The sequence below is a fragment of the Enterobacter cloacae complex sp. IR5428 genome, assembly GCF_049238585.1.
Classification (GTDB): Bacteria; Pseudomonadota; Gammaproteobacteria; order Enterobacterales; family Enterobacteriaceae; genus Enterobacter; species Enterobacter intestinihominis.
The window spans coordinates 68,297-86,664 of sequence record NZ_JBMKHV010000003.1; the positions used below are offsets into that span (position 1 = coordinate 68,297).

The window sequence follows — 18,368 nt, forward strand, 5'->3', positions numbered from 1 at the left end:
CCCGGCCTACGAAACCCGTAGGCCCGCGCAAGCGTAGCGCCGCCGGGCAAAGAAAAACCCGCCGAAGCGGGTTTTTTTATTAGTTGCTGGTATCCAGCTCGTCGAAGCTCTTCACCAGATCGTCAATCGCTTTAATCTGTTTCAGGAATGGCTCCAGCTTATCCAGCGGCAGCGCGGAAGGACCGTCGCATTTCGCGTTAACCGGATCCGGGTGCGCTTCAATGAACAGACCCGCCAGGCCGGTTGCCATACCGGCGCGCGCCAGTTCGGTCACCTGCGCACGACGCCCGCCAGACGCGGCGCCAAACGGGTCGCGACATTGCAGGGAGTGGGTCACGTCGAAAATCACCGGAGACTGGTTAGAGACGTTCTTCATTACGCTGAAGCCCAGCATATCCACAACCAGGTTGTCATAACCGAAGTTTGAACCACGGTCGCACAGGATCACCTGGTCGTTACCACCTTCGATAAACTTATCGACGATGTTACCCATCTGGCCAGGGCTCACGAACTGCGGTTTTTTCACGTTAATCACGGCACCGGTTTTCGCCATCGCTTCTACCAGGTCAGTCTGGCGCGCCAGGAACGCCGGAAGCTGAATCACGTCTACCACATCAGCCACGGGCTGTGCCTGAGACGCTTCGTGCACGTCGGTGATCACTTTCACGCCAAACGTCTGTTTCAGCTCCTGGAAAATCTTCATCCCCTCTTCCAGGCCCGGGCCACGGTAGGAGTGAATGGAGGAGCGGTTGGCTTTGTCAAAAGAGGCTTTAAACACGTACGGGATGCCCAGCTTTTGGGTCACGGTCACGTAGTGTTCGCAGATGCGCATAGCGAGATCGCGGGATTCCAGAACGTTCATACCGCCAAACAGCACGAACGGCAGGTCGTTTGCCACGTTGATATCACCAATGCTAACCACTTTTTGTTTCATAGGATCGCCTTATTCAGGTGTGAATCGGAATTAAGATTAATGCAGTGTAATGTGTTTATGCGCGATCGCGTTGATCTGCGCGCGAATCATTTCGCTGATCGGATCTTCCGGACATTGCTCGACGAAATAATTCAAATCATTCAGCGCCACGTGCTCGCAGTCGAGCTGCGCATAAATCAGGCCGCGGTCGCGGATTTCGTACGGATCTTCCGGATTGAACTGCAACAGCACTTCGCTTGCGCGCAGGGCCAGCTCCATCTGACGCTCTTCCATCAGCGCAGACTTCAGCGTATCCAACAGCTTGCGGATCACTTCGGCGTTATCGGCTTCATCGAGATCTTCATTGAACAGCTCCGCTATCGGGCTGATGTTGCCTTTCAGCCAGACGTCCAGCGTATGCTCATCCAGCGTGTCGCCGTTAAACGGATTGATTAACCACATCTCACCGTCCAGCCACTCCGCCCGCAAAATCATCTGCGTCGGGAAAATGACCGGCACCAGTGGAATATCCAGTCGGTGCGCAACCCACAGTAAAATGGCGCCCAACGCGACGGCGCTACCCTGTCGATTTTTCAGCACCTGGTCCAGCCACAGTGCGTCAGACAGGCGATACACGCCTCGCGTGTCGCAGAAACCCCATTCGCCGTAGAAAAGCTCAATCAGCTTCTCTAATTGCCAGTCTTGCGGACGTGCCTGATTGATCTCTTCGCGCGCCAGGCTGACCAGATTTTCCAGTTCAGCGTAAACGTACTGTGATGTGAAATCGTCGCGGATCATCTCTGAAATCAGGATCATACCATCGCATAGCGGCACTTTGTTAAATTCGAAATCGGCTAAGGACCTCATGACTTACCCCAGTAACGGTATTCTTGTGGTGGCGAGTTTAATGATGATGTACAGCACCACCAGACCCAGCAGAAAGGCGATAAACCCTGTCTGCTGGCTGCGCAGACGATGACGCCCAAGCGCGATAAAACCCAAAACGATGTAGATGATAACGCCAAACAGCTTTTCAGTCAGCCATAGGCCTTTATCAGTAAATGGCAGATAGCCGGTCTTCCACATTAACCCGGCTCCGGAAAGGAACAGCACTGTGTCGATACCGTGTGGGGCGATACGTACCCAGCGGGCGTTAATCAGCGGATTATTGCTGTAGCGCCACCCGTAGCGGACAATGAAAAAGCCGATGGTCAGGGCAACGGAAACCAGGTGAACGGTGATTAGCAGCGTAAACAGGCTCATGACCACTGCCCCAGCGTCAGACGTTCATTGCCGCCGTAATCCCGGCAGGTTTCCACGGCGGCGTATCCGGCACGCGTAAACAGTGCTCGCACCGCCTCTCCCTGCGTCCACCCATGTTCCACCAGCAGCCAGCCACCGGGAAGCAAATGTTGCCGTGACGTTGTCACAATGTGATCGAGATCCGCAAGTCCCTGATTCGCAGCGACCAGCGCGGTCAACGGTTCAAAACGCACGTCGCCCTGCGCGAGATGCGGATCGTCTTCGTCGATGTAGGGCGGATTGCTGACAATCATTTCGAACGTGCGGCTTTCAAGCGCGGCAAACCAGCTGCTTCGCAGAACGGAAACATTGTTCAACCCCAGCCGTTCAACGTTGCGCCGCGCGAGGGCGACCGCATCAGGCATCACGTCTACCGCCGTCACGATACAGTCCGGCCGCTCGCTGGCAAGCGCCAGCGCAATCGCACCGGTGCCGGTACCGAGATCGAGGATCTGACACGACTGCGCCGGTAACCGCGCCAGCGCCTGCTCCACCAGACACTCGGTGTCCGGGCGCGGGATCAGCGTCGCCGCTGAAACATACAGCGGAAGTGACCAGAACTCGCGCTCGCCAACCAGATGCGCCACCGGCTCGCCGGTTTTACGGCGGGCGAGCAGCGCCTCCAGCTGCGATAGCTGTTCAGCTGTCAGTTCGGTTTCGCCGAAAGCCAGCAGATACGTGCGGGCTTTACCCGTCACATGCTCAAGCAGAATTTCGGCGTCCCGCTTCGGGCTTTCACTTTCTGAAAGTTCACGGGCCGCCTCACGTAACCAGCGCTGAAAATCCATTAATCCTGCTCGGACAGCGCCGCCAGCTGGTCGGCCTGGTATTCCTGCACGATAGGCTCAATCAGCATATCGAGCTTGCCTTCCATTGCCTCATCCAGACGGTAGAGCGTCAGGTTGATGCGGTGGTCGGTTACGCGCCCCTGCGGGAAGTTATAGGTGCGGTTACGATCGCTACGGTCGCCGCTGCCCAGCAGGTTACGGCGGGTAGAGGCTTCCGCCTGCTGGCGTTTCGCCATTTCCGCCGCGTGGATACGGGCACCCAGCACGGATAACGCCTTAGCTTTGTTCTTGTGCTGGGATCGCTCGTCCTGACACTCAACCACAATCCCGGTGGGCAGGTGAGTAATACGGATAGCGGAGTCGGTGGTGTTAACGTGCTGACCACCCGCCCCTGAAGAGCGGAAGGTGTCGATGCGCAGATCCGCCGGGTTGATATCCGGCAGTTCCGCTTCCGGCAGCTCGGGCATGACCGCCACCGTACAGGCCGAGGTGTGAATGCGTCCCTGAGATTCTGTCGCAGGCACGCGCTGCACGCGGTGACCGCCGGATTCAAACTTCAGCCGACCATAAACGCCGTCGCCGCTGATTTTGGCGATAACCTCTTTGTAGCCGCCATGCTCGCCTTCGTTGGCGCTCATGATCTCCACGCGCCAGCGGCGTGATTCCGCATAACGGCTGTACATACGGAACAGATCTCCGGCGAACAGCGCCGCTTCGTCGCCGCCGGTACCGGCGCGGACTTCCACAAAAGCGTTACGCTCATCGTCCGGATCTTTTGGCAGCAGAAGGACCTGAAGCTGCTGCTCCATCTCTTCTGACCGCGCTTTAGCGTCCTGCAACTCTTCCTGGGCCATCTCGCGCATTTCAGGATCGTCGAGCATCATCTGCGCGGTTTCGATATCTTCCTGGACCTGTCGCCAGTCGGTAAAGCATTTTGAAACATCACTTAACTGCGCGTATTCACGCGACAGCGCGCGAAAACGTTCCTGGTCGGCAATGGTCCCGGCATCGCCGAGCAGCGCCTGGACTTCTTCATGGCGCTCGTGCAGAGCTTCCAGTTTAGCGACGATAGAAGGCTTCATAGGCGTAAATGCACCTTGTCTTAGAAAATGGGTATAGGGCGCTATTCCAGCCCGAGGCTGTTGCGCAGAATAGTCAGGCGTTCATCGTCCCCGTCACGGGCAGCCTGCTGAAGAGATTTGGTTGGGGCATGGATCAGGCGGTTGGTCAGTTTCCAGGCTAAATCCTGCATAATCGCCTGCGCGTCGCCGCCCTGTTCAAGGGCCGCTAACGCTTTGGCCGTCAGGTCATCACGCACCTGCTCCGCCTGACCGCGGTATTCGCGGATGGTCTCGCTGACGCTTTGCGCGCGCAGCCAGGCCATAAATTCGCTGGTTTCCTGTTCAACGATGGTTTCCGCCTGCACAGCCGCCGCCTTACGCTGGGCAAGGTTGTGCGAAATGATGCTTTGCAGGTCATCCACGCTGTACAGGTAGGCGTTCGCCAGTTTGCCCACTTCCGGTTCGACATCACGCGGAACGGCGATATCCACCAGCAGCATCGGCTGATTGCGGCGGGATTTCAGCGCACGCTCGACCATCCCTTTCCCGATAATCGGCAGCGGGCTGGCGGTAGAACTGATAATAATGTCCGCCTCTTTCAGACGTTCATCGATGTCGCTCAGCGCAATCACCTCAGCGCCCACTTCATCTGCCAGCACCTGCGCACGTTCGCGGGTGCGGTTAGCGATGATCATCTTCTTCACCTTGTGTTCGCGAAGATGGCGCGCCACCAGCTCGATGGTTTCGCCCGCCCCCACCAGCAGTACGGTGACGGTCGACAGCGATTCAAAGATTTGACGGGCAAGAGTACAGGCCGCGAAAGCAACCGAAACCGCACTGGCGCCAATGTCGGTTTCGGTTCGCACACGCTTCGCCACGGAGAATGACTTCTGGAACATTCGCTCCAGTTCGCTGGCTTTCAGATGCCCTTTCTGGGAATCCGCGAAGGCTTTTTTCACCTGGCCGAGGATCTGCGGCTCGCCCAGCACCAGCGAATCCAGACCGCTGGCAACACGCATCAGATGGCTGACCGCATCGTTATCCTGATGCCAGTACAGGCTGTTGCGCAGCTCTTCTTCGTTGAGGTTGTGATAGTCACATAGCCAGCGGATCAGCGCCTCGTGCAGGTTGTCCTGCTCTTCCACGCTTAAATAGAGCTCGGTACGGTTGCACGTCGACAGCACCACGCCACCCTGCACCATCGGCTGTGCAAGCAGGCTATCCAGCGCCAGGTCGAGCGTATCCGGCGAAAACGTAACGCGTTCTCGCAGTGAAACCGGGGCCGTTTTGTGGTTAATACCGAGTGCTAATAGGGTCATGTTGAGCGGGAGTAGTACCAGCGTTAATAAGGTTAGCAGGACGCATCATACAGGATGCGCGAGATCAATAAAAGAGACTGCCCCCTTTCGGAGTAATAGCTTACGCCGCGCTTTGAGATAATTTGAACGTAGACGGTGGCACCCTTCAACGCTAGCATTAACAGTTATAACTGCAACGTATCTCAAGGATTTGTCATCATTATGACCCGAATGATTCGCCTGCTGCCTCTGGCGGCCCTGGTTCTGACCGCCTGTTCCGTTCATCAGCCGAAAGGCCCGGGCAAAAGCCCCGACTCACCGCAGTGGCGTCAGCACCAGCAGGATGTGCTGAAATTAAGCCAGTACCAGACCCGCGGTGCATTTGCATATCTCTCTGACGAACAAAAAGTTTATGCTCGCTTCTTCTGGCAGCAAACGGGGCAGGACAACTATCGCCTGCTGCTGCTCAACCCGCTGGGCAGCACCGAGCTGGAGCTTAACGCGAAGCCTGGCGAAGCGCAGATCACCGATAACAAAGGCCAGCACTACACCGCGACCGACGCCGAAGAGATGATTGGCAAGCTGACCGGGATGCCGATTCCGCTCAATAGTCTGCGCCAGTGGATCCTTGGCCTGCCGGGTGACGCCACCGACTATACGCTTGATGACCAATACCGTCTGAGCCAGGTTAACTACACCCAGGGCGGTAAAACCTGGAAAGTGGTGTACAGCGCGTATGACAGCAAGACTCAACCATCGCTGCCGTCCAATATGGAGCTGACGCAGGGTAGCCAGCGTATTAAGCTGAAAATGGACAACTGGATCGTTAAATGATGACCCACTGGCCCTCTCCCGCAAAACTGAACCTGTTTCTCTACATTACCGGGCAGCGCGCTGACGGCTATCACACCCTGCAAACCCTGTTTCAGTTTGTCGACTACGGCGACACGATCTCAATCGAACCGCGTCAGGACGGGCAGATTTGCCTGCTGACGCCAGTCGACGGCGTGGCGCATGACGATAACCTGATCGTGCGCGCTGCCCGCCTGCTGATGAAAACGGCGTCGTCGTCGGATCGTCTGCCAGCGGGAAGCGGTGCGGATATCCGTATCGACAAACGCCTGCCGATGGGCGGCGGTCTTGGCGGCGGTTCGTCAAATGCTGCAACCGTTTTGGTGGCGCTTAACCATCTGTGGGGCTGCGGTCTGACAACGGACGAGCTGGCAGCGTTAGGGTTGACGCTGGGCGCCGATGTACCAGTGTTTGTACGCGGCCACGCGGCGTTTGCTGAAGGGGTGGGCGAAATCCTCACGCCGGTCGATCCGCCGGAAAAATGGTATCTGATCGTTCACCCTGGCGTGAGCATTCCTACCCCGGTCATCTTTAAAGATCCTGACCTGAAAAGAAATACCCCGGTACGGTCAATAAAAACGTTATTAAATTGTGAATTCAGCAACGATTGCGAGGATATCGCAAGAAAACGTTTTCGCGAGGTTGATGCGGTGCTTTCCTGGCTGTTAGAATACGCGCCGTCGCGCCTGACCGGTACAGGGGCCTGTGTCTTTGCTGAATTTGACACCGAATCCGCCGCCCGTCAGGTGCTTGAGCAAGCGCCGGATTGGCTGCATGGTTTTGTAGCACGCGGGATGAACACCTCCCCCCTACAGCAGGCCATTCTGGCGCAGACTGAGTTTCGGTGACAACGTCACCCTGTTCCAGACGTTGCATCGCGCTCTTTAATACACCGCCTGGATAGCGTTTGCTTAGGCCCCGCAGTTTGCGGCGAACGCTATCCACCACTGGACGCATGCCTGAGGTTCTTCTCGTGCCTGATATGAAGCTTTTTGCTGGTAACGCCACCCCGGAACTAGCACAACGTATTGCCAACCGCCTGTACACTTCCCTCGGCGACGCCGCTGTAGGTCGCTTTAGCGACGGCGAAGTCAGCGTACAAATTAACGAAAATGTACGCGGTGGTGATATTTTCATCATCCAGTCCACCTGTGCTCCAACGAACGACAACCTGATGGAATTGGTTGTTATGGTCGACGCGCTGCGTCGCGCTTCTGCTGGCCGTATCACTGCTGTTATTCCTTACTTTGGCTATGCACGTCAGGACCGTCGCGTCCGTTCCGCGCGTGTGCCAATCACCGCTAAAGTTGTCGCAGACTTCCTGTCCAGCGTCGGCGTTGACCGCGTACTGACGGTCGACCTGCACGCAGAGCAGATCCAGGGCTTCTTCGACGTGCCGGTTGATAACGTTTTCGGCAGCCCAATCCTGCTGGAAGACATGCTGCAACTGAATCTGGACAACCCGATTGTGGTTTCTCCGGACATCGGCGGCGTGGTACGTGCTCGAGCTATCGCGAAGCTGCTGAACGATACCGACATGGCGATCATCGACAAACGCCGTCCGCGTGCTAACGTTTCTCAGGTGATGCACATCATCGGTGACGTGGCTGGCCGCGACTGCGTGTTGGTGGACGACATGATCGATACCGGCGGTACGCTGTGTAAAGCCGCTGAAGCGCTGAAAGAGCGTGGTGCGAAACGCGTATTCGCTTACGCAACTCACCCGATCTTCTCCGGCAATGCGGTAAACAACCTGCGTAACTCCGTCATCGACGAAGTTGTGGTGTGCGATACCATCCCGCTGAGCGACGAGATCAAAGCGCTGCCAAACGTGCGTACGTTGACTCTGTCCGGGATGCTGGCCGAAGCGATTCGTCGTATCAGCAACGAAGAATCCATCTCTGCAATGTTCGAACACTGATCGAACACGGCCAAAAAACCCGCTACGGCGGGTTTTTTTGTTTATAGTATTTATTTGTATGACTTATGCCTCCTTCACCTGCCATTCATATGACAGATGATGCGCACACGGATGATAGATAATTGTGAAAAACGTAACCTCCTCACATGTTCTGCCCTTTCGCGCCCTCATCGACGCCTGCTGGAAAGAGAAATACACGTCGTCACGCTTTGTTCGTGACCTGATAGCCGGGATCACCGTCGGGATTATTGCCATCCCGCTGGCGATGGCACTGGCGATTGGTAGCGGCGTCGCGCCGCAGTACGGGCTGTACACCTCAGCCGTTGCGGGGATTGTGATTGCGCTGACGGGCGGGTCCCGCTTCAGCGTCTCCGGCCCAACTGCCGCCTTTGTGGTGATCCTCTACCCGGTTTCCCAACAGTTTGGTCTGGCAGGCCTGCTGGTTGCCACCCTGATGTCCGGCATCTTTTTAATTCTGTTCGGTCTGGCCCGCTTTGGTCGCCTGATTGAATATATTCCCCTTTCCGTGACGCTGGGGTTCACCTCGGGGATTGGGATTACCATCGGGACCATGCAGATTAAGGATTTCCTCGGCCTGCAAATGGCCCATGTTCCGGAGCACTACTTACAGAAAGTGGGCGCGCTGTTTATGGCGTTGCCGACGGCCAACCTGGGCGATGCAGCCATTGGCATCGTTACCCTCGGCACACTCATCGTCTGGCCTCGCTTAGGCATTCGTCTCCCGGGGCATCTCCCCGCTCTGCTGCTGGGCTGCGCGGTGATGGGCGTCGTCAACCTGCTCGGTGGACAGGTCGCCACCATTGGCTCCCAGTTCCACTATGTTCTGGCGGATGGCTCACAGGGTAACGGTATTCCGCAGCTGCTGCCGCAGCTGGTTCTGCCGTGGGACATGCCGGGCTCCAGCTTCACCCTGAGCTGGGATTCCCTTCGCGCTCTGCTGCCTGCCGCGTTCTCCATGGCAATGCTGGGCGCGATTGAATCCCTGCTCTGCGCCGTCGTGCTCGACGGCATGACCGGCACTAAGCACAAAGCCAACAGCGAACTAGTCGGTCAGGGCTTAGGGAACATCGTTGCACCGTTCTTCGGCGGTATTACGGCTACGGCTGCGATTGCCCGTTCCGCCGCGAACGTACGTGCGGGCGCGACATCACCGGTTTCCGCGGTCATTCACTCCCTGCTGGTGATCATGGCGCTGCTGATCCTTGCCCCACTGCTTTCATGGCTTCCGCTCTCTGCCATGGCTGCGCTGCTGCTGATGGTGGCCTGGAATATGAGTGAGGCGCATAAGGTGGTGAATCTGCTGCGCCGTGCGCCGAAAGATGACATCATCGTGATGCTGATCTGCATGTCGCTGACCGTGCTGTTTGATATGGTTATCGCTATCAGCGTCGGCATAGTGTTGGCCTCGCTGCTGTTTATGCGCCGCATCGCGCAGATGACGCGTCTCTCCCCGGTTAACGTTGAGGTGCCTGAAGATGTGCTGGTGTTGCGCGTGATTGGCCCGCTGTTCTTCGCCGCGGCGGAAGGTTTGTTCAGCGATCTGGCGTCCCGCATCGCGGGCAAACGGATTGTGGTGCTGAAGTGGGATGCCGTCCCGGTGCTGGATGCCGGCGGTCTGGATGCCTTCCAGCGCTTTGTTGCCCGCCTGCCGGAAGGCTGCGAGCTGCGGATCAGTAACCTCGAATTCCAGCCCCTGCGCACCATGGCGCGCGCGGGCGTACAGCCGATCCCTGGCCGATTGTCCTTCTACCCTAACCGTGAAGCTGCATTAGCGGATCTGTGAGTCATCTGATGCAGAGATACGTCTTTGCATCATCACCCCGATCGCCTGCTGGAGCCATTCAAGCACGGCAGGCGTCATCCACGTGCCTTTCATCAGATGCGGCTCCTGCTGCATGGCAAGACGAAATTTTTGCTGGGTCTGCGGGTTTGTTCCCGCATAGGACTGGAATAAAACCAGCCACTTTTCTGCCAGCTTTTGCGCATCGTCAGAAGCGGGACTGAGATTATCCCGCTGCGCCTGATGCAGCTTCGCCACCAGCGGCGGCCACTCCATCATCCGGTCAAAGTAGTGCGCTCGGGTAAAGGCCATCTCTTCGGCAGTGAGATATTGCTCCCAGATGCTGAGCTTTGATTCGGCAAACGCCCGCGTGATGTAATCCGTAATCCCCGGCGTAATGCCGGTTTGCTCCTGCATCTGCGGCTCCACGCTGTGCATTTCGTTCAGACGGGTCAAAAATTCCGGTTTGCCTGCGGTATCCTGTTCCAGGCGTTCCATCCACCGTGAAGCCAAATCGGTCGCCCGCGCGTCCGTGACGCTGACGTTCTGTTCCAGCAAGTGTTTAACCTCCGTCACCAGACCCGACCAGATATCCGCCAGCGCCTCTTTCTCTACCGCAAACGGCAGTTGCTGCAACTCTTCTTTGCTAAACCAGCGATCGTACATATTCATTAACTCCAGAGTCTGTAGCCAGGATTCCAGATCCGGCGTCGCATCGTCGGTCAGCCCGGTACGCAATTCCACCAGCCGGTTGCGCAGCGTATGGATGCTACGCAGTTGCTTGTCCAGCAAAGTGATTTGCCCGTCGAGTAATTCCGCTAATGACAGCGAACGCTGTTCCAGAAAATCCCTGATTTCGGCAAGCTCCAGCCCGGCTTTTGCCAGCGTCTGGATCATATGCAGACGCTGCACATCCGCCAGGTTGTAAAGCCGGTAGCCTGCCGCGCTTCTGGCAGAAGGTAACAACAGCCCTGTTTGCTCGTAGTGATGCAAAGTCCGCACGGTGATCCCAGCACGTTTCGCCAGTTCACCCACCTGAATCAACATAACGGCTCCTTTTGTTCTGCCAGTGTCGCCACTCTGAAGCCTTACGTTACGTGAGGGTCAATGCGTCATGCAAAAAAAAACGACTTCAGATGAAGTCGTTTCGGTGTTCTTTATGGGGCACTAGCCGTGCTTATGCTGGTCGCGGCGGCATCGTTTATCGTAATGGCGCACCCACCAGTATTTATCGCAGACTTCCTCATGTCCGCTCACGCGCGCCCCGGCGAGCCACAATACCGCACCGAGGAAGATACTCAGCACCGCGCCATGCGCAAAGTATTGTGGGAGGTCAAGCTGCGGTAATTGGTTTAAAATTGAATAACCGACACCGGCGACCATCACGAACAGTCCCAACCCCATTAGCACGTTACCGAGCATTGAAGCGTTTTTGCGTTTCATATGTCACCTCCGGAACTTTGGGTTGTCAGGGGAAAAACCCCTTCTCCTTGTGTGTAAAGTATAGACAACGCCACTTATATGAGTTGCGTGAATGATCACATTTACAGATAACTCCCGGACAAAAATTTACAAATAAGACATTGAACAGCTTGAAATTCTAATTGTTCAAAGAAGAAATTATTCGCATTTCGGTGTACAGCAGGCAGAACTTTGTCAAGCGGCGCGCCAGACAGTAAACTACGCGCCAGATCTGGAACCCATTAGGAAGTAAATCGTGACGATTAAACTGATTGTCGGCCTCGCCAATCCGGGCGCAGAGTATGCCGCTACCCGCCATAACGCCGGCGCCTGGTATGTTGATCTGCTGGCGGAACGTCTGCGCGCGCCCCTGCGTGAAGAACCCAAGTTTTACGGGTATACCTCACGCATCAATCTTGCGGGTGCTGACGTGCGGTTGCTGGTGCCAACCACCTTTATGAACCTGAGCGGCAAAGCCGTGGCGGCTATGGCAACGTTTTATCGCATCAATCCGGATGAGATCCTGGTGGCCCACGACGAACTGGATCTGCCGCCAGGCGTGGCGAAGTTCAAGCTGGGCGGCGGTCATGGCGGCCACAACGGCCTTAAAGACATCATCAGCAAACTGGGTAATAATCCTAATTTCCACCGTTTGCGCGTGGGAATCGGCCATCCGGGCGATAAAAACAAAGTTGTTGGTTTCGTACTGGGTAAACCACCGGTTTCTGAGCAGAAGTTGATTGACGAAGCGGTGGACGAAGCGGCCCGCTGCACCGAGATTTGGCTTCAGGACGGCCTGACGAAAGCCACCAATCGACTGCACGCTTTCAAAGCGCAATAATCGGCGCCATGGGGCTTTTTTACCGCGCGTCGCGCAGGTTACGTGTATAATAGGCGTAGTTATTTACTTTTCTTCAATCGGTTATCGTTAACGGATTGATTATCAAGATATTAAGGTGATTTAGAAATGGGATTCAAATGCGGTATCGTCGGTCTGCCAAACGTGGGCAAATCCACCCTGTTCAACGCGCTCACCAAGGCAGGTATTGAAGCGGCGAACTTCCCGTTCTGTACCATCGAGCCGAACACCGGTGTTGTTCCTATGCCCGATCCGCGTCTGGACCAGCTCGCAGAAATTGTGAAGCCGCAGCGCATTCTGCCAACTACCATGGAGTTCGTGGACATCGCGGGCCTGGTAAAAGGCGCATCCAAAGGTGAAGGCCTGGGCAACCAGTTCCTGACCAACATCCGTGAAACCGAAGCGATCGGCCACGTTGTGCGCTGCTTCGAGAACGACAACATTATCCACGTTAACAACAAAGTGGATCCGGCTGACGACATCGACGTCATCAACACCGAGCTGGCCCTTTCTGACCTCGACACCTGCGAGCGCGCCATTCACCGCGTGCAGAAGAAAGCGAAAGGCGGCGACAAGGACGCGAAAGCGGAACTGGCTGCCCTGGAAAAATGTCTGCCACAGCTGGAAAACGCGGGCATGCTGCGCGCGCTGAAAAACCTGACTGAAGAAGACAAAGCGGCGATCAAATACCTGAGCTTCCTGACCCTGAAGCCAACCATGTACATCGCCAACGTTAACGAAGACGGTTTCGAGAACAACCCGTACCTCGACAAAGTGCGTGAAATTGCCGCTGCTGAAGGTTCTGTGGTTGTTGCCGTGTGCGCGGCCGTTGAATCTGATATCGCCGAGCTGGACGATGCCGACCGTGAAGAGTTCATGGCCGAACTGGGTCTGGAAGAGCCGGGCCTGAACCGCGTGATCCGCGCGGGCTATGAGCTGCTGAACCTGCAAACCTACTTCACTGCTGGCGTAAAAGAAGTGCGTGCGTGGACCATCCCTGTGGGTGCGACTGCGCCTCAGGCGGCCGGTAAGATCCACACCGACTTCGAGAAGGGCTTCATTCGTGCGCAGACTATCGCGTTTGAAGACTTTATCACCTACAAGGGTGAGCAAGGCGCGAAAGAAGCTGGCAAGATGCGTGCTGAAGGGAAAGACTACATCGTTAAAGATGGCGATGTGATGAACTTCCTGTTCAACGTCTGAGTCGTCTTGAATAAAAAAAATCCACGCCCTGGCGTGGATTTTTTTATTGGGGGGTCAAAACACATTGTCTAAAAGTTCTGCCTTCATACTGGGTTCGAAGGGAATGATTTCGGCAGTCGCAAGCTTCAACGCCTGAAAGGGATCCTCGCGCAAGCGCTCTTCGAGAGAGACCAGACTCTCGCATTTAGCGAGTATGACTCCACCGGTTCTTGGGATCCGTCTACCCGATGCCAGAAATATCCCCTCTGCATACCCCTTTTTTAGCCACTCCACATGAGCAGGTATCGCTGCGTCAACCTCTTCAAGGGGTTTGATATAGGTCAATATGACAATGTAAACCGTACTCATCCTTTGCCTCTTAGCTCTGTTTTAAACCGCTTGTTGGAACTGCTTATTCGGCCCTCTTTGGCTACCGGTTATTGTTATCGTTTTTTGGCGCTTTTGATGTTAATACGCTGGGCCCAATTGAGACAAAGCATTACGCTTCATATCCCAGGAATAAAACCACTCATGCCAGCCGTTTTGCTTTTCCGCATAGCTACAGACCACAACCACTTCCTTTGACAGGTTGAAAGTTGAGTAATAGAAAAATGCGCCTTCAGGAGGTGCAGACCAAAATAGTTTTTCGCCCTGCGCATTGAAGATGGTCAAAACGGTTGGTAATGGCTTTGGCTCGCTTAACGTAAAGACTAACTGGCGAGTTGAGTCGACCATTGCATAGTCTAAAAACGGCATACTAACCAGTATGTTACTTGCACCACATACCCATTGAACCAGGTCATTTTCTTTAATAAAAATGAGATTTTCAATCATTGGTAAACCTCAACGTTTAAAGTTTGATCTTTTTCAAATCACCTTCAAAAAGCCCCACAAGATATACCCGGTATCGGGCTGGCTGCACTTGTTTATACGTGAATACAGTAGAAAATTCTTTTAAACAATTTGAACATGCTTTTTTCGAAATGTGTAATTGGCTTTCATCATAGCTAAATTCATTATGATCGCTAACAAGCTTCACTCCTCTCATTTTCTTAACCAAAAAGTATTTTACCTCTTCAGAGAGCGAGTCAAACTCATATGAGTTTACGATGGAATAGACTATTACACCCTCGCATTCAAGGCATGCTATTTTTGCGCCATAATCTATAAAGTCATTATCAATGCCATCCAGGACTAATATCTTCTTTTTCAGTCGATTAGTTATTTTCATTTTTTTAGATTTTAACTTTATTAATAAAAAAGTAAGGCGAGAAGAAAATGAGGGGTTTTATTAATTAATAACATTGTTTAATCAAACATTCCATTCGATATAAATACCACAATCGAAGCTTTTTTCATTAGACTGTACAACAATACTTCCCCATTCATGCTCCCATTGAATTCCATATGGGGGGGTTGTAATTTTAAGTTTAGGCTTTGAGGTTATTTCACTCTCAACCCAGGCTGTCAAGCGTTGCTGCTCATCCGATAAATTACTCAGACTAGCCCTTTTATCCCAATCCTCTAGCGTTTTATAAAAATTTCCATCCTTACTAGTAAGGAATAATGATGGAGTAAAAGAAAATGCTGAGGGCCTCAGTTCCAAAATGAAAACTTGATCTTTCCATTTAATATTATCGATAGCGAAATAAAAAGGACCTATTTTAGCCAATGGCGAGAAGAACTTGTAAAATGCGGAATTTTTAAAAGTATCAACATCTTTTAATTCGATTGGGTAGTTGTTAATTGCTACAAATCCAGTATGAACATCAAGTTTCATTTCTAACATATCTAAACAACCTTGTCTGGAAGTGACTACGTTATATTCCAAACTATATATATCCCATGATTAAACGACTTTGTCTCATATGAGACTGAAACCCGCCCCCACGCAAAGTTCCACCTAATGATGTCTGTTTCCATGGTATCAGGCGTGTCCAGGTTTAGTGATTCTTTCAGCCAATCAGACAAACTTTTTACTGATTCATTTAGTATGTGAATATTAGTTCGAGCATTCCAATCATTTAATGCTTTATAGTATTGACTGTTTTTATCAACAAGATGAAGCATAAAAGGAAAACCATAGCACACTGGGCGTATAGTAACTTGAAATTCTTTATCGGAAAACACTGCTGAGTCAACAAGGTAGTGATTTGGCATGGTTTTCTTAACGGCTTTGTGCTTTACTAATTCGCGGTATAAATCACACTTACAAAAGCCTTCTTCAGTATCAATTTCCAAAGGCAGATCATCAAGATTTAGTTCACCTGTAATCGGTTTAAATTTTAATTCAATCATTTTGTCCTGGTTTACTTTTTATTGTCTGACAAGATCTTAATAATATAATCGACTCAACATGAGAACATCCATATGAGGAGCATTTTCCGCGTACAAATTATATTTATTATAACCATTTACAATGACACCCGCATAACAATAAAGTCTTATTGCCAGTGGTGCAATAAGTCAATCCACATTTCTTTTTCCTCAGCGTTAATTTTTATGCCATCTCTACTTTGTTTTACATACTGCATGTACGTTTCATAAATTGCTCTTATTATCACCGTTTTTTCAGTGCGAGATCCTTCAATCAAAGTCATTAGTTTTTCTAAATAAATTGATGAATCCACTCTTTCGTTGAAAAAAAACCTGAGATAATCGAGTACTTCATTATATGAATCGTAATTCATGATAGGCATCCCTGATTTCATACACTGGTTTGTTTGGCACATCCAATTCTGGAGATACTCGGATATCTGCGTCTCGCTTTCCAGCAGTAGCTTACGCAGGCTCCGTTCGCCCCTTCCCAGCGCTTCTGCCCTTCGATATCCATTATCCGCTCTGGCGTGCCGTTGGGCTGGCAGTGGAACCAGAAGATCTCTGGGGCATTAACGTCGTCAGCATGTGCCAACGGGTCATCACTGTCTGGTCGCAGTATACTTAGGTCATCGGCACGTCCCCGTGCACCTCCTGCAGCAGGCGGTTATGGGTAATTTTCTCAATCGCCCTTCGAACGGATTATCATCAGCGGCGAACAGGTTTTGAATAAAGTTAAAAGAAGGAAATCAGCATAATGCGTGATATATAAAATAAAATCTGTAATTAATATATTTCTAATGTCCCTCATAGGGGAGGGTAAGGATTGGGACGAGTCAAGAGTCATTTACCCTTCCCCATGCATCAACCTACTCACCTCCCATAAAAAAACAAACATAATAAACAACCTGAAAAAATCAATTCCCCGTATAACTATTAGTTAGCAAAAATAAAAGTAAATATCACGTATCAAATCTCCATCCGCTTCATCAACGGTTCTTGTTTTGACTTTATTAAAGTCAGCTAAAATACCTTTCACTGGCACATCAGGCTTTGATATGTCATCATAAAATGCTTCCTGTTGACTTTCCCGAACATATTTTTTTATTAAAAAAACAAGATTCTTTCGTAACTTTTCCACTGTCATTCATTTTACTCCTGAATTTTAATAACACATTCGAAAAAAACAGATTACCTCCTGACACCGATGGTAATAGCATAACCTTAGCAAAATAATACGGGATATTAAGTAAAAACCCATCCAGCCATTTTTATTTAATATTTTACTGCCATATATTGAACAACTGTTTCCATATCTCCTGTTCCTCATGAGTAGGGACTCTATAATCTTGAGTCTTTCGCCTATATTCCATAAAACATGAGTCTATAGCTCGAATAGCCACCATTTTTTCTTTTCGACAATCATCTAAAATAGATTGCATATCCTGCAAACAATTAGAATCAAGAATATATTTTTGAAAAAACAGCTCCAGGAAATCTAAAACTTCATTGTAAGATTGTAAATTTATCATGGTTCCTCTGGCAGAATATCAATCTTGTCGAAATTAATAACTCTATTTTCAGCATGCAGCTGTTGAACATTACCTTGGCTGTATTCAGGGTATGCCTTAGTAAACGGTTCAAGTGGCGCTCCTGGTCTATCGCCGAACATTCTCGGGGTTCGCACTTGCGGAACACCATTTTCATATAATTGAAGCGTATCAAACTCAGCTCTAAGACGTCCATCACTCCATGATTTATCCAAAGGATCAAGTGGATTCAATTTATCTGCTCCTTTGATCTGGAATGCATCTCTTACTGTGCGGCCGGAGTCTAATTTATCAAAACCAAAATAAGTGACTGGTGCGGATTTGGATTCAAATGTTTTAGGCACCCATGCATTAATAGTACCATCATCCTCAAGATACCTCATATAGCGATAGGCTGTAGAAGGCATTGTAGCGCTTGGCCCCGCTGGACCGACGTAGAAATCAGGTTTCGTTTTACCGCTACACTCACGGCTTAACCCCCACGGATCCACCCATCCCAGCGCATTCGGCGCATACTGGTAAAGATTTATCCCCCCCGCCAGCCCTATCGGGTCCTGCTGCGTAAACCGTCCGCAGTCCGGGTCGTAATACCGGAACAGATTGTAGTACAGCCCTGTCTCGCGGTCCAGGTATTGCCCCTGCATGCGCAGGTTCTGGGAATGTCCTGGTACCTGCGTTTCGCTTTCCCGCAGCAGTTTGCCCCAGGCGCTGTTCACCCCTTCCCAGCGCACCTGCCCTTCGATATCCGTCATCCGCTCCGGTGTGCCGTTGGGCTGACAGTGGAACCAGAAGATTTCCGGGGCATCAACGCCGTCAATTCGCGCCAGCGGATCGTAGCTGTCCTGATCGCTGTAGACGTAGGTCAGCGGCTCATCCCCGTGCACATCCTGCAACAGCCGGAACCCTTCCCAGACAAACCGGGTGATGCCAGTGAGTCTGACAGTTAACCATCACCACGATGCGGCCGTGGATATCATAACGCCAGCGAATGCCGTTCAGCTGCGTCAGGCGGTTATGGATAATATTCTCAATCCCCCCTTAGAGCAGGTTCTACTAAGCGCCAA

Annotated in this window: 21 protein-coding genes and 1 pseudogene; 6 read left to right on the top strand and 16 right to left on the bottom strand. The window is 52.2% G+C overall.

Translation table 11 applies throughout. The features are described 5' to 3' along the window. Positions 1-79 precede the first annotated feature (79 nt). From kdsA to hemA, 6 genes are read right to left on the bottom strand one after another with little or no spacing between them, the layout of a single operon-like run. The gene (gene kdsA, locus ACOTXC_RS04975; protein ID WP_022648375.1) at positions 80-934 is read right to left on the bottom strand and encodes a 3-deoxy-8-phosphooctulonate synthase; all 855 of its coding nucleotides are present in this window, start codon (positions 932-934) and stop codon (positions 80-82) included. 36 nt (positions 935-970) lie between these two features. Further along, positions 971-1,780 (bottom strand): invasion regulator SirB1, encoded by an 810-nt coding sequence (sirB1, locus tag ACOTXC_RS04980; RefSeq protein ID WP_022648376.1) that lies wholly within the window; start codon positions 1,778-1,780, stop codon positions 971-973. Between the two features lie 3 nt (positions 1,781-1,783). Next, entirely contained in the window at positions 1,784-2,176 is a 393-nt protein-coding gene (sirB2, locus tag ACOTXC_RS04985; protein WP_421767456.1) for an invasion regulator SirB2, read from the bottom strand. After that, positions 2,173-3,003: a peptide chain release factor N(5)-glutamine methyltransferase gene (gene prmC / locus ACOTXC_RS04990; protein ID WP_032624094.1), complete on the bottom strand. Its 831-nt coding sequence runs from the start codon at positions 3,001-3,003 to the stop codon at positions 2,173-2,175. Before prmC ends, sirB2 begins: the two co-directional genes overlap by 4 nt. Then, positions 3,003-4,085, bottom strand: a complete 1,083-nt coding sequence (gene prfA, locus ACOTXC_RS04995; protein ID WP_003856667.1) for a peptide chain release factor 1 — start codon at positions 4,083-4,085, stop codon at positions 3,003-3,005. Before prfA ends, prmC begins: the two co-directional genes overlap by 1 nt. Before the next feature lie 41 nt (positions 4,086-4,126). Next, on the bottom strand, positions 4,127-5,383 hold the full coding sequence (hemA, locus tag ACOTXC_RS05000) for a glutamyl-tRNA reductase (RefSeq protein WP_003856666.1): 1,257 nt from the start codon (positions 5,381-5,383) through the stop codon (positions 4,127-4,129). A 201-nt stretch (positions 5,384-5,584) separates the two neighbouring features. Between hemA and lolB the strand changes: the two genes are divergently transcribed. The 4 genes from lolB to dauA all read left to right on the top strand — a co-directional run bounded on the left by lolB (position 5,585) and on the right by dauA (position 9,939). After that, the gene (lolB, locus tag ACOTXC_RS05005; protein ID WP_003856665.1) at positions 5,585-6,196 is read left to right on the top strand and encodes a lipoprotein insertase outer membrane protein LolB; all 612 of its coding nucleotides are present in this window, start codon (positions 5,585-5,587) and stop codon (positions 6,194-6,196) included. Then, positions 6,193-7,062 (top strand): 4-(cytidine 5'-diphospho)-2-C-methyl-D-erythritol kinase, encoded by an 870-nt coding sequence (ispE, locus tag ACOTXC_RS05010; RefSeq protein ID WP_023300294.1) that lies wholly within the window; start codon positions 6,193-6,195, stop codon positions 7,060-7,062. Before lolB ends, ispE begins: the two co-directional genes overlap by 4 nt. A 125-nt stretch (positions 7,063-7,187) precedes the next feature. Further along, the gene (prs, locus tag ACOTXC_RS05015) at positions 7,188-8,135 is read left to right on the top strand and encodes a ribose-phosphate diphosphokinase (protein WP_003856663.1); all 948 of its coding nucleotides are present in this window, start codon (positions 7,188-7,190) and stop codon (positions 8,133-8,135) included. A 124-nt stretch (positions 8,136-8,259) separates the two neighbouring features. Continuing rightward, a complete protein-coding gene (gene dauA, locus ACOTXC_RS05020; protein ID WP_023306435.1) occupies positions 8,260-9,939 on the top strand; it encodes a C4-dicarboxylic acid transporter DauA in 1,680 nt (559 codons plus the stop codon). Here the strand turns inward: dauA and ACOTXC_RS05025 are convergent. Both ACOTXC_RS05025 and ychH read right to left on the bottom strand, forming a co-directional pair. After that, complete coding sequence (locus tag ACOTXC_RS05025; RefSeq protein ID WP_421767457.1) at positions 9,925-10,983, bottom strand: MerR family transcriptional regulator; 1,059 nt, start codon at positions 10,981-10,983, stop codon at positions 9,925-9,927. The genes dauA and ACOTXC_RS05025 overlap by 15 nt on opposite strands. A gap of 120 nt (positions 10,984-11,103) precedes the next feature. After that, on the bottom strand, positions 11,104-11,379 hold the full coding sequence (gene ychH / locus ACOTXC_RS05030) for a stress-induced protein YchH (protein WP_022648382.1): 276 nt from the start codon (positions 11,377-11,379) through the stop codon (positions 11,104-11,106). Positions 11,380-11,653: 274 nt separating this feature from the next. Between ychH and pth the strand changes: the two genes are divergently transcribed. Both pth and ychF read left to right on the top strand, forming a co-directional pair. Continuing rightward, positions 11,654-12,238: an aminoacyl-tRNA hydrolase gene (pth, locus tag ACOTXC_RS05035; protein ID WP_006810922.1), complete on the top strand. Its 585-nt coding sequence runs from the start codon at positions 11,654-11,656 to the stop codon at positions 12,236-12,238. A 126-nt stretch (positions 12,239-12,364) separates the two neighbouring features. Beyond that, the gene (gene ychF / locus ACOTXC_RS05040) at positions 12,365-13,459 is read left to right on the top strand and encodes a redox-regulated ATPase YchF (RefSeq protein ID WP_010432886.1); all 1,095 of its coding nucleotides are present in this window, start codon (positions 12,365-12,367) and stop codon (positions 13,457-13,459) included. Between the two features lie 54 nt (positions 13,460-13,513). Here the strand turns inward: ychF and ACOTXC_RS05045 are convergent, their stop codons facing one another. The 8 genes and pseudogenes from ACOTXC_RS05045 to ACOTXC_RS05080 all read right to left on the bottom strand — a co-directional run. Next, a complete protein-coding gene (locus tag ACOTXC_RS05045; RefSeq protein WP_038416202.1) occupies positions 13,514-13,807 on the bottom strand; it encodes a YciI family protein in 294 nt (97 codons plus the stop codon). 99 nt (positions 13,808-13,906) lie between these two features. Further along, the gene (locus ACOTXC_RS05050) at positions 13,907-14,272 is read right to left on the bottom strand and encodes a hypothetical protein (RefSeq protein WP_126490330.1); all 366 of its coding nucleotides are present in this window, start codon (positions 14,270-14,272) and stop codon (positions 13,907-13,909) included. 16 nt (positions 14,273-14,288) lie between these two features. Next, entirely contained in the window at positions 14,289-14,669 is a 381-nt protein-coding gene (locus tag ACOTXC_RS05055) for a hypothetical protein (protein WP_421767458.1), read from the bottom strand. A gap of 81 nt (positions 14,670-14,750) precedes the next feature. Next, positions 14,751-15,227: a hypothetical protein gene (locus ACOTXC_RS05060; protein WP_126490332.1), complete on the bottom strand. Its 477-nt coding sequence runs from the start codon at positions 15,225-15,227 to the stop codon at positions 14,751-14,753. A 26-nt stretch (positions 15,228-15,253) separates the two neighbouring features. Next, positions 15,254-15,736 (bottom strand): hypothetical protein, encoded by a 483-nt coding sequence (locus ACOTXC_RS05065; protein WP_070533130.1) that lies wholly within the window; start codon positions 15,734-15,736, stop codon positions 15,254-15,256. Positions 15,737-15,882: 146 nt separating this feature from the next. Further along, on the bottom strand, positions 15,883-16,128 hold the full coding sequence (locus ACOTXC_RS05070; protein WP_038416206.1) for a hypothetical protein: 246 nt from the start codon (positions 16,126-16,128) through the stop codon (positions 15,883-15,885). A 566-nt stretch (positions 16,129-16,694) separates the two neighbouring features. Then, a complete protein-coding gene (locus ACOTXC_RS05075) occupies positions 16,695-16,901 on the bottom strand; it encodes a hypothetical protein (protein ID WP_045261114.1) in 207 nt (68 codons plus the stop codon). 381 nt (positions 16,902-17,282) lie between these two features. Next, positions 17,283-18,342, bottom strand: a pseudogene (locus ACOTXC_RS05080) (RHS repeat domain-containing protein); the annotation flags it as partial. Positions 18,343-18,368 lie beyond the last annotated feature (26 nt).